The organism is Mycobacterium spongiae (genome assembly GCF_018278905.1).
GTDB classification, from domain to species: domain Bacteria; phylum Actinomycetota; class Actinomycetes; order Mycobacteriales; family Mycobacteriaceae; genus Mycobacterium; species Mycobacterium spongiae.
Genome location: NZ_CP046600.1, coordinates 1877008 through 1890535, shown reverse-complemented (window position 1 = coordinate 1890535; position 13528 = coordinate 1877008). Strand labels below are relative to the sequence as shown.

General features: G+C 64.8%; 11 protein-coding genes. 2 read left to right on the top strand and 9 right to left on the bottom strand.

Annotated features, from left to right (window positions below; all coding sequences use genetic code 11):
* The first annotated feature begins 9 nt into the window (after positions 1-9).
* Positions 10-954: an NAD(P)/FAD-dependent oxidoreductase gene (locus F6B93_RS07715; RefSeq protein ID WP_211699340.1), complete on the top strand. Its 945-nt coding sequence runs from the start codon at positions 10-12 to the stop codon at positions 952-954.
* 79 nt (positions 955-1033) lie between these two features.
* On the opposite strand, the gene F6B93_RS07710 is transcribed toward F6B93_RS07715, so the two are convergent.
* A complete protein-coding gene (locus F6B93_RS07710) occupies positions 1034-1387 on the bottom strand; it encodes an ArsR/SmtB family transcription factor (RefSeq protein WP_246541036.1) in 354 nt (117 codons plus the stop codon).
* A 61-nt stretch (positions 1388-1448) separates the two neighbouring features.
* Here F6B93_RS07710 and F6B93_RS07705 point away from each other — a divergent pair, with 61 nt between their 5' ends.
* On the top strand, positions 1449-3500 hold the full coding sequence (locus tag F6B93_RS07705) for a heavy metal translocating P-type ATPase (RefSeq protein ID WP_211698566.1): 2052 nt from the start codon (positions 1449-1451) through the stop codon (positions 3498-3500).
* Positions 3501-3553: 53 nt separating this feature from the next.
* Here F6B93_RS07705 and F6B93_RS07700 read toward each other — a convergent pair whose 3' ends face one another.
* From F6B93_RS07700 to infB, 8 genes are all read right to left on the bottom strand, one after another.
* Entirely contained in the window at positions 3554-4651 is a 1098-nt protein-coding gene (locus F6B93_RS07700) for an ABC transporter ATP-binding protein (RefSeq protein ID WP_211698565.1), read from the bottom strand.
* Between the two features lie 4 nt (positions 4652-4655).
* Positions 4656-5966 (bottom strand): ABC transporter substrate-binding protein, encoded by a 1311-nt coding sequence (locus F6B93_RS07695; protein WP_211698564.1) that lies wholly within the window; start codon positions 5964-5966, stop codon positions 4656-4658.
* Positions 5967-5972: 6 nt separating this feature from the next.
* Positions 5973-6758: a carbohydrate ABC transporter permease gene (locus F6B93_RS07690; protein WP_211699338.1), complete on the bottom strand. Its 786-nt coding sequence runs from the start codon at positions 6756-6758 to the stop codon at positions 5973-5975.
* A 47-nt stretch (positions 6759-6805) separates the two neighbouring features.
* Positions 6806-7711: a carbohydrate ABC transporter permease gene (locus F6B93_RS07685; RefSeq protein WP_425518508.1), complete on the bottom strand. Its 906-nt coding sequence runs from the start codon at positions 7709-7711 to the stop codon at positions 6806-6808.
* Positions 7712-7790: 79 nt separating this feature from the next.
* Entirely contained in the window at positions 7791-9143 is a 1353-nt protein-coding gene (locus tag F6B93_RS07680; protein WP_211698562.1) for an MATE family efflux transporter, read from the bottom strand.
* Between the two features lie 5 nt (positions 9144-9148).
* The gene (locus F6B93_RS07675) at positions 9149-10171 is read right to left on the bottom strand and encodes a DHH family phosphoesterase (protein ID WP_211698561.1); all 1023 of its coding nucleotides are present in this window, start codon (positions 10169-10171) and stop codon (positions 9149-9151) included.
* Positions 10146-10655, bottom strand: coding sequence for a 30S ribosome-binding factor RbfA (gene rbfA, locus F6B93_RS07670; protein WP_211698560.1), 510 nt, complete (start codon positions 10653-10655; stop codon positions 10146-10148). Before rbfA ends, F6B93_RS07675 begins: the two co-directional genes overlap by 26 nt.
* Positions 10656-10706: 51 nt before the next feature.
* A complete protein-coding gene (infB, locus tag F6B93_RS07665; protein WP_211698559.1) occupies positions 10707-13487 on the bottom strand; it encodes a translation initiation factor IF-2 in 2781 nt (926 codons plus the stop codon).
* Positions 13488-13528 lie beyond the last annotated feature (41 nt).

Sequence of the window (13528 nt, the reverse complement as noted above, 5' to 3'; positions counted from 1 at the left end):
GCCCTCGAGATGGCGCAAACCTACGACGTTGTGGTCATCGGTGGCGGCCCCGCCGGTCTGAGCGCAGCGCTGACTCTCGTGCGAGCCCGCCGGTCCGTGCTGGTCATCGATGGCGGACAAGCACGCAATGCCCGTGCCGCCGGCGTCCATGATTTCTTGACCCGTGACGGATGTGCACCTGCGGATCTTATTGCTACCGGGCGCGCCGAAGTCGCTCGCTATGGCGGGCAGGTCACCGAGGGACACGTCGTATCCGCTCGGCGTGACGGATCGGCGTTCGCCGTTTCCCTCCACGGCGGCACCACCGTTCACGCGCGTCGGTTGGTTGTTGCGTCCGGGCTCACCGACGAGCTGCCTGCCATCGAAGGCCTCGCGGAGTTGTGGGGCACCGACGTGCTCTACTGCCCGTACTGCCACGGCTGGGAGGTAGCCGACCTACCGATCGGCGTCCTGGCCACCGGTGCCGAGTCCGTCCATCAGGCCCTGATGTTTCGGCAGTGGAGTCATGCGATCACGCTGTTTCTCAACGGCACAATCGATCCGAGCCCAGCTGAGCTCGCCCAACTCGAGGCGCGCCAGATTGGCGTCGTGACCACACCGGTGACCGCGGTCATCAGCCGCATGGGTCGCCTGGACGCGGTCGAGCTGGCCGACGGAGACCGAGTCGAGGTGGCGGCGCTGGCACTGTTGCCTCGGATGGTGGCGCGGACCGAATTCCTCGGCGAACTCGGGCTTCACGCGGTCCCCCATCCGTCGGGGTTGGGGGAGAATGTGGAGACCGATAACGAAGGGCGCACGTCGGTGCCGGGCGTCTACGCGGCCGGCAACGTGGCAGACGTTTCGGCGCATGTGGTCAACGCGGCCTCGTCCGGGCTGCGGGCCGCGATGGCGCTCAACGCCGACCTGGTCGAAGACGACACCGCACGAGCAGTTCTGGCGATGCCCCAAGGCTGACGTCACGATGTAAGCCCGCTGTAGGGGTCCGGCCAACAAATCGACCAAATGTGCCGGTACCTGCAGATCGCCGTCGAGGTCAAGCCGAGCTGCGGTGAGTGGGCGACGCGGCCACAGAACCGGCTGCGACCTTGCCGAATAGGGCCTGGCTGAGCACCTGCAAGACTGCTTGATCGGCTGCCGAGTAGTAGACGAACGTTCCTTGTCGCCGACCCTTGACCAGACCGGCAAGGCGCAGTTTTGCGAGGTGCTGGCTGACCACCGCAGGGGCCACCCCAGCCAGTTCAGCCAAGCACGCCACCGAGGACTCCCCTTGCAGCAGCGCCCACAAGATCTTGACCCGGGTCGGATCACTGAGCATCCGAAACGACTCGACCGCAGCAGCCACCTGATCCTCGCTGGGCATGTCGAAGCCGGGAATCGAGGTGTGCACGCGCCCGAGTATACCCTCTACCAGCCTATACACCTACCACGTTAATATTGCATTTGCGAATATGCACTATTATGCAGGTATTGTTAGTTCGGTGAGTTCCCCGGTCACTGCCACACCGCTGATTGATCCACCCACCCCGTCCTGGCGCCTACCAAGAGCTAGCACCTGGTCGCTACCACAGGTGCGGTGGGCGCAGATCGCAATCGGGCTGTTCATCTTCGGGTTGACTGCCCAGCTGTCCAATACACCGCCGTGGGTGTTCTGGACGTTGTATCTGGCCTGCTATGTCAGCGGCGGGTGGGAACCAGGCTGGGCGGGACTTCAAGCTCTGCGGCGCAAGACCCTCGATGTTGATCTGCTGATGGTGGCCGCCGCCATCGGCGCCGCAGCGATAGGGCAAGTGTTCGACGGTGCGCTGCTCATCATCATCTTCGCCACCTCCGGCGCGCTGGAAGCGGTAGCCACCAAACGCACCGAGGACTCGGTGCGCGGACTGCTTCGCGCGGCTCCTGAGACCGCCACACGGCTGACCGACACCGGTGCTGAGGAGATCGTCGATACCTCAGTCCTCGATATCGGCGATGTGCTGGTCATCCGCCCCGGCGAACGCATCGGCGGCGACGGGGTGGTGATGGCCGGGGCCAGCGAGGTCAATCAAGCCAGCATCACCGGCGAACCGCTGCCCGTGGACAAAACCCCCGGCGGTGAGGTGTTCGCCGGCACCGTCAATGGCACCGGCACCTTGCAGGTTCGGGTAAGCGCACCGGCCGCCGACACCGTGATCGCGCGCATCGTGGCGATGGTCACCGAGGCCAGCGCCAGTAAGGCCGGCATGCAACTGTTCATCGAGAAGGTCGAACAGCGCTATTCGGTCGGCATGGTGACGGCCACCGTCGCCTTATTCGTCATTCCGCTGATGTTCGGAGCAGACCTGCAATCGGCACTGCTGCGCGCGATGACGTTCATGATCGTGGCCTCACCGTGCGCTCTGGTGCTCTCCACGATGCCGCCACTGCTAGCCGCGATCGCCAACGCCAGCCGTCACGGCGTGCTAATTAAGTCCGCTGTCGTGCTGGAAAAGCTGGCCACCGCCACCCACGTAGCGTTTGACAAAACCGGCACCCTCACCGAGGGTATTCCCCGACTCACCCGGGTCCATGCCCTACCCGACGCCAACCTCAGCGAGGCCGAGCTGCTGGCCCTGGCCGCCAGCGCAGAACATCGTTCCGAACACCCAATAGCCCGCGCCGTCGTCACCTCGGCCCGTCAAATGAACCTGATCTTGTCGCCCGCGACCGATTTCGCCTCTACACCGGGGCGGGGTATCGGCGCCCGCGTTGGTAACCATCTGGTAGAAGTCGGCCGCCCCACCCTGCTCGACAACACCGATCACCACGCCCGCCCGATCGTGGCCGAACTCGAACACAGCCGCCATACCGCCGTGGTGGTATGCGTCGATGGCTCACCAGCCGGGGTGCTCGGCATCGTCGACCGGTCCCGCAGCGAAGCCGCCGAGACGGTAGCGCAGCTAAGCAGGCTCACCGACTCCCCCCCGATCCTGCTCACCGGCGACAACCCACGTGCGGCAACCGCTCTCGCCCACGAGGTGGCTATCACCGACGTCCGGTCCGCACTGTTGCCAGAGGACAAGGTGGCCGCGGTACGCGCACTACAAGCAGACGCCGCAAAGGTGATGCTCGTCGGCGACGGCCTCAACGACGCCCCCGCCATGGCCGCCGCCCATGTCGGTGTCGCCATGGGGCGATCCGGCGCGGGCCTAACCCTGGAAACCTCCGATGCAGTCATCATCCGCGATGACCTGTCCACCGTGCCGGCGGTCCTGGCGCTTGCCCGCCGCGCCCGCCAAGTCGTGGCCGCCAACCTGACCGTCGCGGCGACCTTTATCGCCGTGCTGGTCACCTGGGGCCTCATCGGGCACCTACCGCTGCCGCTCGGTGTTGCCGGCCACGAAGGCTCCACCCTCCTCGTCGTACTCAACGGCCTACGACTGCTCCACAGCCGAGCCTGGGCGACCCCGACTCAGACCAGTGACGGTAGCGCCGGCCCGGCCTTATGTCGTACACCAACAATTACGCATGACGCAGAAATGTGAATGCCCCTGGTCGAGCCAAGACTCACCAGCACGAGCACCGCCCGGGCCGGCGTTCAGCGAACCCGAGCCTCCGTTTGGCTATCGAAGAAACACACTTCGTGCGAGTGCGGCACGATGCCCAACGATTCGCCCACCGCTACCGCGGTGCGACGATCCGTGCGGAACACGATGCGTTGCGCCCGCGACGACCAGCCCTGTTGCTCGACAGGGGTTGCGTAGACAAACGATTCGAAACCGAGCTCCTCCACCAGTTCGACGCGCACGGTCAGGGCTCTAGGGGTGTTGGCAGTCGTCACGTCCCAGGACTCCGGCCGCACGCCGATCAGCACGCGATTCTGGCCGACTGCCGGACGGGGAACGGTTATGGCCAGGTCCGGCTGTTTTACGACGCCGTCCTCGACAGCGGCGTCGATGATGTTCATCGCCGGTGCCCCGATGAAGGTGGCGACAAACGTGTTGGCCGGGTTGTCGTAGAGCACCCGGGGGCCGTCAACCTGCTGCAGCACACCGCCTTTGAGCACGGCGACCCGATCACCCATTGTCATCGCCTCGACCTGGTCGTGGGTGACGTAAACGGTGGTGGTGCCCAGCTGGCGTTGTAGTGCCGAGATCTGGGATCGGGTACTGACCCGCAGCTTGGCATCAAGATTCGACAGCGGTTCGTCCATGCAGAAGACTTTGGGCCGGCGCACGATGGCCCTTCCCATGGCCACCCGTTGACGCTGGCCGCCCGAGAGCCTCGACGGCTTGCGGTCAAGCAGCTCGGTCAATCCCAGCATATCGGCGACCTCGAACACCCGCTGCCGGGTTTCCGTACGCGAAACACCGGCGTTTCGCAATGCGAATCCCATGTTGGCGGCCACGGTCATGTTCGGGTACAGCGCGTAATTCTGAAAAACCATGGCAACGTCACGATCCCGCGGCCGAAGGTGCGTAACATCCACGTCGCCGATGGTGATGTAGCCGCTCTCAATAGATTTCGGGGGTTCCAGACCCGCCAGCATTCGCAGCGTGGTGGACTTTCCACAACCGGAAGGGCCTACCAGCACAAGGAATTCGCCGTCGGCGATGTCGAGCTCCAAGTTGTCGACTGCCGGCACGTCCGCGCCGGGATAGCGATGGGTGACTCCGCAATAGTGAACTCCAGCCATGGCGTTAGCCCGGCAACTTTCGCTTGATCTGGCGGTCGAAGATGACCTGAAGCTGCTGGTTGATCTGGGCGAAGGTGGTGGTCACGTCGGATCCCTTCAGTCCGACGGATTCCAGGCCGGCGCTGATGATGCGGTCACCTCCAGGAAGGAAAACCCGTGCGTAGTCTTGCGTCCGGGTATACGGCAGCTGGTCGAGCGCCACTTGTGCCCGTGGATTTTCTGTCAGGTACGTCCGTTCGTCCGGATCGTCGACCGCAGATTTTCGCACCGGCAGATAACCGGTGTGCTGGCTGAAGTACGCAGTGTTCGATGGACCGGTGATGAATGCGATGAACTTGAGCGCATTGAGCTTCCGTTTCGGCGATAGCTTGGCAGGGATGGCAAGACCCGACCCGCCGGTAGGACAACCGACAGCGGTCCCCGGCCCCGAGGGCAGCGGCGCGACGCCGACATCGAATCGGGCCGTTGTGGCGATGCCGGCCAAGTCGCCGGTCGATGCCACGGTCGAGGCCAGGATGCCGGTGGCGAACTCGTTGGCGATATCGTTGGCAACCGCCGCATAGGACTTGCGATGGATGGAGTCTCGCAGGTAATTGCCCGCCGCAATGGTGGCCGGTTCGGTGAACGTCAAGTCCCACTTCTTCGAGTAGGCGCCGCCGAAGGTCCAATTCGGGCCCTCGAATGTCCAGGACAAATAGGACCTGGCGTTGGCCCAGCCGTGCGCCCACTTTCCGCGGCCGACAACACGTTGCAGCTCCGGGCCCCATTCGTCAAATTCGTGCCAGCTGCGCGGTCCGCGATCGGGTAGGCCAACCCGCTCCCACAAGCTCTTGTTGTAGTAGAACAACGGCGTCGAACGCGCGTAGGGCAGGGCGTAGTGCCGCCCGTTGAACTCGTAGTCGGCCAAGAACGTGTCGACGTAATCCGATGAATCCACCCCCACCTCGTCGAACAGGTTGTCGAGAGGGGCGATGGCGCCGCTGAGCGCGAAGTGGAACCACCAAACATCGGAGAGCACAACGACATCGGGAACGTCGGCGCCGATGAGCGCGGCGTTGAACTTCTGGGCTACTTCGTCGTAGTCCTTTCCGGCGTCGATGAGCTTGACCGAAAGATCCGGGAACTGGTTTTCGAAACCGTTGATGAGATGGGTTTCTACGGCACTGGATTGGCCGGGGTGATTAGACCAGAACGCAAGCGGTCCCGACCCCGACTTCACCGAATCGTTGCCGCCCAATCCGGCGCAACCGGCCGCAGCCCCGGCCGTGGTCAACCCAGCCAGGGACAGAAACTCTCGGCGGCTCAACGCGTTCATCGCCAATTAGCCTTTGACCGCACCCGAGGTGAGGCCCTTGATCATCTGCCGCTGTAGCAGAATGAAAATGATCAGGATGGGCAGCATCGCCAACAGCGTTACTGCCATCACCGGGCCCCAGTTCGTCACGCCCTCGGCTTGCTGGAGGAAGGTCAAGCCCACCGGAAGGGGCGCCACCGATTCGGAGTCGGACATCAGGAATGGCCATAGGTATTCATTCCATTCGTTGACCACCGTGATGATGCCGAAAGCCACCATCGTGGGACCGGACAGCGGCAACACAACGCGCAGCAGCAGCTGCCACCAGCGCGCGCCGTCCATCCGGGCGGCCTCGATCACCTCTGCGGGCAGCGATAGAAAGTGGTTGCGCATCAGAAACGTTCCGAACGCGACCCCGGCGAGAGGCAGGATGATGCCGGCGAACGTGTTGCGCAGGCCCATCTGGGAGATCAGCGCATAGTTTGAGATCACGGTGATCTGGTTGGGCACCATCAGTGCGGCGATGATCAACAGGAACACCGCGGTCTTACCCGGAAAGCGCACGAACACCAAGCCGAAGGCGCAGAGCACACCAAGCGTGAACTTCACCACGGCCAACACCGAAGTGATGATCACTGAGTTGCGCAGAAACGTCCAGAACGGGATCTGCTCGGTGGCCGTCCGGTAATTCTGCGGATACCAGCGCGGCGGCCACCAGGTGGTCGGCTGCGAGTAGATGTCCGGCTGGTCCTTGAAGGAAGTGAAGAAGACGAAGACCAGCGGCCCAGCGATCAGCGCGACCACCAATGCCATCGCGGTGTAGCCACCGAACCGTGCACCGATGCTGATACGGCGCGAAGTCACTGCCGCTGACCCCGATCCATCACTCGCACCTGGTAGTAGGTGATGGCCAGCAAAGCCAGAAACATGATGGTGGCGACGGTGGCGCCGTAGCCGGCCCGGAAATTTCGGAAGGTCTCCACATACACCTGATACACCATGGTTGTGGTGCCCGTGCCCAGCGGCCCACCCCGGGTCATGACGTTGATCACGTCGAACACCTGCAACGAGTTGATCAGCACGGTGATCGACAAGAAGAAAGTGGTGGGACGCAGCTGGGGCAAGAGCACCCGGCGGAAGGTAGCCCATCGACTTGCGCCGTCGATCTCAGCGGCCTCCAACAGATCTCGGCGCACTCCCTGCAGCGCGGCCAGATAGATGACGAACGTGTAGCCGAGGTTCTTCCAGATGTAGGTGACGGTAACCATGAACAGTGCCCACCGCGGTTCCTGATAGAAATCGGGCACCGCGACCCCAAGGCGATGCAGCAGGTCTTGCACCAGGCCGAAATGCGGATCGAAGACGAACTGGGCCGCCAAGCCAACGGCGGCACCGGAGACCACAAACGGTGCAAAAACAGTTGAACGCACGAGGTTCCGTCCACGCAGCGGCTGGTCGAGCAGCATGGCCAGAACCAGCCCCAGCACCATCGAGCCGATCACCGCCGCAAGGGTGAAAACTGCCGTGTTGAACACAATCTGGCGGGTGTCGGAGCGGACGAACCACTCGGTGTAGTTGGACAATCCCACAAAGCGGGCCGATGGGTCGGAGATGTTCCAGTCGAAGAAGGACAACCGGATGTTGTCGGCCAGCGGCCGGTAGATGAACAGCAGCAACAAAGCGACGTTGGGACCCACGAGGACGACGAACAGTGCGTAGTCACGCATGTGCCTTCTCGGCGACCGGGGCCGCTGCGGCGTCGTCACCGGCGCAGTGTATCGCTGCGAAATTGCCACCATGGTCGTGTGTGACGGCGAATCGCGACCCACACGGCACTGTGGGCGGCTAGGCCGCCCCCGCGACCGCCCAATGACCGCTCACGGTACGCCATCCGACAAAGAGCAGTCGCAGCGCAACGAACATGCTCAACCCGGACCAGATACCCGCGAGCCCCCAACCAAACGCCAGGGACAACCAGATCAGGGGCAGAAAACCAGCCAATGCGCTGACCACAGTCGCGGTGCGCATGAACTTTGCATCGCCCGCGCCCAGCAAGACCCCGTCGAGCGCGAAAACAATTCCAGCCAATGGCAATTGAGCCACCATGAACCACCACGGCACGCCGATTGCCGTGAGCACCGAGCGATCATCGGTAAACAGCAACGGCAGCTCCTCAGCGCCCAACCCCAGCACCGCCGCCAAAACTCCAGCGGCCACCAGCGAGAACGCCGTCACCCGCCAGGCCACCCACCGAGCATGCGCAACATCTCCAGCACCCAGCGCGGCACCAACGAGCGATTGAGCGGCAATAGCTAGCGAATCAAGAACCAAGGCCAAGAAACCCCACAGCTGAAGCACTACCTGGTGGGCCGCAAGCGCCACAGCACCAAACCTCGCCGCCACCGCGGCGGCCGAGACAAAGCAAGCCTGGAAGGCCAGGCTGCGCACGATCAGGTCCCGCGCCATCACCAGTTGGGCGCGCAACACCGCACGGTCTGGCCGCAGCGGTACCCCCTCGCTCAGCAACGCACTGGCGAACAACAGTGCCGCTAGCCATTGACCCGCGAGATTGGCCACCGCCGAACCGGATAATCCCCACCGGGGAAACCCCAGCCACCCGTAGACCAGCAGCGGACACAGCAGCGCCGACAACCCAAAACCCACGATCACGTAGCGCAGCGGTCGCACCGTGTCCTGTACCCCGCGCATCCAGCCGTTGCCAGCGAGCGACACCAAAATCGCCGGTGTGCCCAAGATCGCGATCCGCAGCCACGGCACGGCCGCGGCGGTGATGGCTCCGCCTTCGGCACCGCCCGATCCGCGCGTTCCAGCCCCGCTGATCAACGACACCAGCGGCACCGCAACGGCCTCCACCGCGACGATGATCAGCACGCCCAAACCCAACGCGAGCCAGGTCGCCTGTACGCCTTCGTTGACCGCCGCCGACCTGGATGCCGCCCCAAAGTGCCGAGCCGACCGCGCCGTGGTGCCGTAGGACAGAAAGGTGGCCTGGGAACCAACCAGCCCAAGAACCAAACTGCCGATCGCAAGACCTGCCAGCGACAGCGCTCCGAGGCGCCCGACCACAGCGGTGTCGAACAACAAGTAGAGCGGCTCGGCGGCCAATACGCCGAGCGCGGGTAGCGCGAGCCGGGTGATCTGCCGGCTACCGGCAGCGGGTCGGGCCCCGTTCGTCAACGTGGTCAGCCGAGCGCCGCACGCAGCGACATCACAACGTCATCGATCGAGCCGCTAGTCGAATAGCCGGCAGCCAACGGGTGCCCACCCCCGCCGAACCTGGCAGCGACCGCCGAGAGATCCACGTCGGTCTTGGCCCGCATCGAAACCGACCACCGTTGGGGGCCTATCTCCTTGAACACCGCCGCTACTTCGGACTGTTGGGTGGTGCGCACGATATCGACGATGCTCTCCACTTCTTCGGGCCGGGCACGCAGGAACTCCTGATGATCGACGACCACATAGACCAGCCCGCGCCCACCAACTGCATCGCCCACCAACTGCGCAGAGGCCAGCACCCGCGACAGCATCGGCAACCACGCGAACGGATGGGTGTCCATCAGCGATCGGCTGACGGCCGCATTGTCCACACCGATCTCAACCATCCGGGCAGCCAATCGAAAAGCGTCCGCGGTCGCCCAGCGGAACGATCCGGTATCGGTGGTCAGCCCCGCGTAAATACAGTGTGCAACGTTGGTGTCTATTGGTTTTCCCCACGCGTCAAGAATGTCGGCGACCATCATCGTGGTGGAATCCGCGGATACGTCGATAAAGTTCGCGGAACCGAAGGCGGCGTTGGAAGCGTGGTGATCGATCACCAGCACGTCCCGGCCCGAGGCGACCAGCTCACTCAACGCGCCGAGGCGCTGCATGCTCGGTACATCGACGGTCACTACCAAATCGACATCGCGGCACATGGCATCCGGGCTGACCAGCAAATAGCATCCGGGCAGCGACGCGAGCGACTCCGGCAGTGCCGCGGGTTCGGCGAAGCTGACCTCCACCTGCTTGCCGCACTTGTCCAAAACCAAAGCCAACGCCAGTCCCGCGCCGATCGTGTCGGCGTCGGGTTGAACATGGCAGAGGACCGCGATTGTGTCCGCGCGGGAAAGCATCGCGACCGCCCCGACCGCATCAACGCGGGCGCCCGGCACCGGGGCACGCTGCCGTGTACCGGCCGGCTCAGTCGTGGGGTCGATCGTCGCCACCGGAGTTTCCCCCGCCCGCGGATGCTTCCCCCGCAGCCTCGAACCCGCCACTGGGCCCGCTATCCCGGTACGGGTCTGCCTCGCCAGCCGGTGTGGCGCCCACTCTGGCCCGCGCTAGATCGGCATCAGCGGCGCGAGCGCGGGCCAGCAACTCCTCCATGCGATGCACGGTGTCGGACGTCGTGTCGCGAGCGAAGGTCAGCGTCGGGGTGAAGCGCACACCAGTACCCGCCCCGACCTTGGTCCGCAATAGCCCTTTTGCCCGTTCCAATGCAGCGCCAGCACCGGCATAGTTCGGCTCATCGTCGAGCGTGCGCCCCATCACCGTGTAGTACACCGTCGCATCGTGGAGGTCAGCGGTCACCTTTGCGTCGGTGATGGTGACCCCCGCCAGCCCTGGGTCCTTGATCTCATATTCGATAGCCGAAGCCACGATCGTGCAGATCCGCTTGGCCAGCCGGCGTGCACGGGCGGGGTCCGCCATTCCGATTCACCGCCTCCTTCTCATCGCTGCGCTCTGCATCGTCGGCGGTGGTCAGCCGCGTTCCTTCTGGACCAGCTCGTAGGACTCGACAATGTCACCCTCTTTGATGTCGGAGTAGCCCAGCGTCAGACCGCATTCGAAGCCCTCGCGAACCTCGGTGACGTCGTCTTTTTCTCGACGTAGCGACTGAATCGAAAGGTTGTCGGTGATCACGATGTTGTCTCGCAGCAGCCGGGCCTTGGCGTTGCGGCGCACCACACCCGATGTGATCAGGCAGCCGGCGATAAGACCGACCCGCGAGGAACGGAACAGTGCCCGGATCTCGGCACGGCCCAACTGGACTTCTTCGTAGACGGGCTTGAGCAAGCCGCGCAGCGCCTTCTCGATCTCGTCGATGGCCTGGTAGATAACCGAGTAGTAGCGGATGTCCACGCCTTCGCGACTGGCCAACTCCGTCGCCTTGCCTTCGCCACGCACGTTGAAGCCAATGATCACGGCGTCCGAAGCCGATGCCAGGTTGACGTTGGTTTCGGTAATCCCACCGACACCACGGTCGATCACGCGCAGCACCACTTCGTCGTCGACCTGAATACCCATCACGGCCTCTTCCAGCGCCTCGACGGTCCCGGCGTTGTCGCCCTTGAGGATCAGGTTGAGTTGGCTGGTTTCCCGCAACGCCGAGTCCAGATCTTCCAGGCTGATCCGTTTGCGAGACCGCGCCGCCAGGGCGTTGCGCTTACGAGCGCTGCGCCGGTCGGCGATTTGGCGGGCAATGCGGTCCTCGTCGACAACCAGGAAGTTGTCGCCGGCACCCGGCACCGAGGTGAAGCCGATGACCTGGACCGGACGCGACGGCAGCGCCGCGCCGATGTCTTCGCCGTGTTCGTCGACCATCCGGCGAACCCGGCCGTACGCGTCGCCGGCAACCACCGAGTCGCCCACGCGCATGGTGCCGCGCTGCACCAGCACGGTGGCGACCGGTCCGCGCCCACGGTCCAGGTGCGCCTCGATGGCCACCCCCTGAGCCTCCATTTCGGGGTTTGCCCGCAGGTCCAGGGCAGCATCGGCCGTCAGCAGCACCGCCTCCAACAACGCCTCGATGTTGGTGCCCACCTTTGCCGAGATGTCGACGAACATCGTTTCGCCACCGAAATCCTCGGCCACCAGGCCGTATTCGGTGAGCTGCCCACGAATCTTGGCCGGGTCAGCGCCTTCTTTGTCGATCTTGTTGACCGCCACCACGATCGGCACCTCAGCGGCTTGCGCGTGGTTGATGGCCTCCACGGTCTGCGGCATCACTCCATCGTCGGCAGCGACCACCAAGATCGCGATATCGGTGGCCTTGGCGCCGCGCGCACGCATGGCGGTGAACGCTTCGTGACCAGGGGTGTCGATGAAGGTAATCAACCGTTCGGCGCCATCGTGATCGACGCTCACCTGATAGGCACCGATGTGCTGGGTGATGCCGCCGGCCTCCGCCTCGCGGACGTTGGCCTTGCGGATGGTGTCCAACAGCCGCGTCTTGCCGTGGTCGACGTGGCCCATCACGGTGACCACCGGCGGACGGTTCTGCAGATCTCCCTCGTCGCCCTCGTCCTCGCCATAGGTCAGATCAAACGACTCCAGCAGTTCGCGGTCTTCGTCTTCGGGACTAACGACCTGAACGTTGTAGTTCATCTCGCTGCCGAGTAGCTCGAGCGTTTCGTCGCCGACCGACTGAGTGGCGGTCACCATCTCGCCCAGATTGAACAGCGCCTGAACTAGCGCGGCCGGGTTGGCGTCGATTTTCTCGGCGAAGTCGGACAATGAAGCCCCGCGCGCCAACCTGATGGTCTCGCCGTTGCCGTGCGGCAACCGCACACCGCCGACCACCGGGGCCTGCATCGAGTCATATTCCTGACGCTTCTGCCGCTTGGACTTGCGGCCACGCCGAGGCGCACCGCCGGGACGGCCAAACGCACCAGCGGCCCCACCGCGCTGCCCGGGACGGCCTCCGCCGCCGCCACCGGGGCGACCACGGAAACCCGCTCCGGGCGCGGCGCCTACGCCGCCGCCGCCGCGGTAGTTGCCGCCACCGCCATCGGAGCGACCGCCGCCGGACCCGCCGGGCCGGCCCCCTGGACGCGGGGAGCCCGTGCGTGGTGGGCGAGGTCCGCCGCTAGATCCGCCGGGCCGTGGCGGCATGCTCCCGGGCGAGGCGCCCGGGCGCGGCGTCCCCGGCCTGGCCGCTCCAGGGCGAGGAGCCGAGGGACGCGGGATCGGCCGGTCTACGGGTTGGGCCGACGAGAACGGATTGTTGCCGACACGCGGGGCCCGGCCACCCGGCTTGGGCACCGGACCCGGACGGGCTCCGGGAGCCATACCCGGGTGCGGCGTCCGGCTGCCCGAGGGTGGTCCGGGTGTCGGGCCCGGTCGGCTCGCGGGCTGTCCAGGTGTCGGTGCCGCGGGAGGCGCGGGGGCCGCGGCAGTCGGAGACGCTTGGGTATCCGCGGTTGCCACCCCACCGGAGTCGGCGGCAGCAACAGGCGCGCCAGCCGCCTTACCGTTGCCAACTGCGGCGTCAATCGCCGTGTCCAGCGACCTGTCGGCGCCCTTGGCAACTGCATTCTCGGGTGCCTTGGCAGCGGATTTACCGCCGCCCTTCTCGGCGGCCTTGTCGGGGGCCGGTTTGGCGCCACCGAACGACTGGCGCAGCCGGCGGGCAACCGGTGCCTCTACCGTCGACGATGCCGATTTGACGAATTCGCCCTGTTCATTCAGCCGGGCGAGGACTTCCTTGCTGGTAACACCGAGTTCCTTAGCTAACTCGTGTACGCGGGCCTTACCTGCCACTACATCTCCTGTCCATGAGGCGACAGTTGTGGGCCGCGCCT